Origin of the sequence: Halococcus thailandensis JCM 13552 (assembly GCF_000336715.1) — an archaeon.
Lineage (GTDB): Archaea > Halobacteriota > Halobacteria > Halobacteriales > Halococcaceae > Halococcus > Halococcus thailandensis.
This window is the reverse complement of the sequence record NZ_AOMF01000016.1, coordinates 1-1,883: the sequence shown is the minus strand read 5'-3', so window position 1 is coordinate 1,883 and position 1,883 is coordinate 1. Positions and strand designations below refer to the sequence as shown.

General features: G+C 54.6%; 2 protein-coding genes. Both read right to left on the bottom strand.

The window, feature by feature from the left end; translation table 11 throughout:
* Positions 1–1,149, bottom strand: a 1,149-nt coding sequence (locus tag C451_RS00530; protein ID WP_152420292.1) for a hypothetical protein, incomplete at its 3' end; no start/stop codon positions are given.
* A 78-nt stretch (positions 1,150–1,227) separates the two neighbouring features.
* Positions 1,228–1,883: hypothetical protein (locus C451_RS22365; protein WP_007736481.1), on the bottom strand; the 656-nt coding region annotated here is incomplete at its 5' end.

Below are 1,883 nucleotides of genomic sequence, written 5' to 3'. Positions count from 1 at the left end.
GCCTGCAATCTTTGCTCCCAAACCTGTGGCGGATGCTCCACTGGTTGTCTCAGTTGGTGTCTCTGTTTCGGTTTCTGTCAAGTTGGCTGTTGCCGATTCGGCTGTCTCCGTTGCAGTTGACGATGGAGTTGACGTTGTCGGAGTTGCTTCTGTTGACTCGCTCGATGGCGTCTCCGTGGACGTGGCCGTCTGCGTCGGTTCGGACGTTTCTATTTCAGCTTCTTCAGTAGAGGCTGCAGTCTCTGCGGCTGTGGTGTTCGATTCAGCTGTCTCGGTGGCGGTCGCATTGCTCGGAAGCTGAACGGTCAGCGTGTAGGAGCCACCCGCTTCGAACGTTGTGGTGGCTGAATCGATGTAGTCCTGTTCGTCTTCAGTTTCGGGACTCCAGACGACCGGCGGCTTGTCGTAACTGACGAGTGAGAGCGTCACTGGAGCGCAGTTTTTCGCAACCGAGAACGAGAGTGACGCTGTGTTGTTCTCGGCATCGACGGAGATCGGTTGGCTGTCGATACAGCGTGCAAGCGATTTGTTAGGCGTGAACTCGCCGCCGGAGGCGCGATAGATAGGCCGCTCGGAACTCCCGTGTGCGAATCGGATCAACTGGTCGTTCGTATAGGTTCCTTCGGGGCCTTGCAGGTTCTTAATCGGTTGGCCCCGAACGAAGTCGATCTGATAGTGGGTTGCGGTCTCGTTCCGATAGGTGGGTTCGGTCTCGGACGAGCTGTTGGTCGTCTCGTTGCGTGCTGTGCTGTTGTTGCTGAGGTGGGTTTGGAGCCGGGTTTCGACTGTTTCTGAGCTGGCGCGGCCTTTCGTCACAAGCTCCACGGTGGCAACATCCCCACTGACATTGGCGATAGTAATGCTACTGATGTTGGTTTGACGGTCGCTGAACAGCGACGAAAGCGAGCGCTTGAGTTTGTCCACATCGATCGTTCCGGTGAAAGTGACTTCAGCTGTAATGACACCTTCAGAACGATTGATCACCTCGACATTCTCGACGCTCATCTCCGCTGCTGTCGCTTGAGCAGCAGTTGAATTGGTGTGATCGGCTTCGGTGGAATTGGAGTTCCCCGCAAGAACCATACTTCCACCGATAATTGATGTGATCAGAACGAGTGCCATGCCGGCGATAGCTAGATTTTGTTTCATCACTCAACTAATCTATGCAGTGGAAAATAAACGTGACGCCCATGCACAACGATTCTTAATTTATATATTTGATGCAATTCATCCATTTTGTGAATTCCGTGGTTTCGGTGTGTGCTGCGCGGCGATGGTGGGACTGACGAACCGGCGAGCGCGTTGGGGAACATCCACACCTGCATCGACTGGCAGTATGTACTGATCGTCGTTGGCGAGGCGTATCGTCGCTGCGAGTTCGTGTTTGCACATCACTCGCGACGGGCGTTTCTGTTTGTACGGGCAAGCACAGACTAGCCCATCCGACCACGGAATCAATGAGTACCGACTCCCGCTGTTGTATTCGCCAGCGAGCAGTGGTGCTGGGAGCAATATTCCGTATTCAGTAGGCGATGCGTAGTCGTCGAGATCGCCCTCGTGAACGACATGTTCCTCGTCGAGACCGTGTTCGCTTGCGTACGCACCAGTGGATGTTTCATCGGCCACGACCACGAGCCCGATCCACGTGTTGACATCGTGGAACGTTCCTCCAGCATCATATGGATACAAACTCTCGACCGTATCGAGAATCTGGTCAAGGTTTCTTGGAATGTGCTCAGTATACCATTCGAACCGGCGCTGTTGGATCTCCCGCAGCTCGGCGAAGTACGGTGCGAGTTCGTTGCGCAGAAATGCAGGCGCGTCTGCAAATTCCTCCCCATCTGGCAGCGACGGGTAGTAGCGCTGTTCGGCCTGGCAGATAT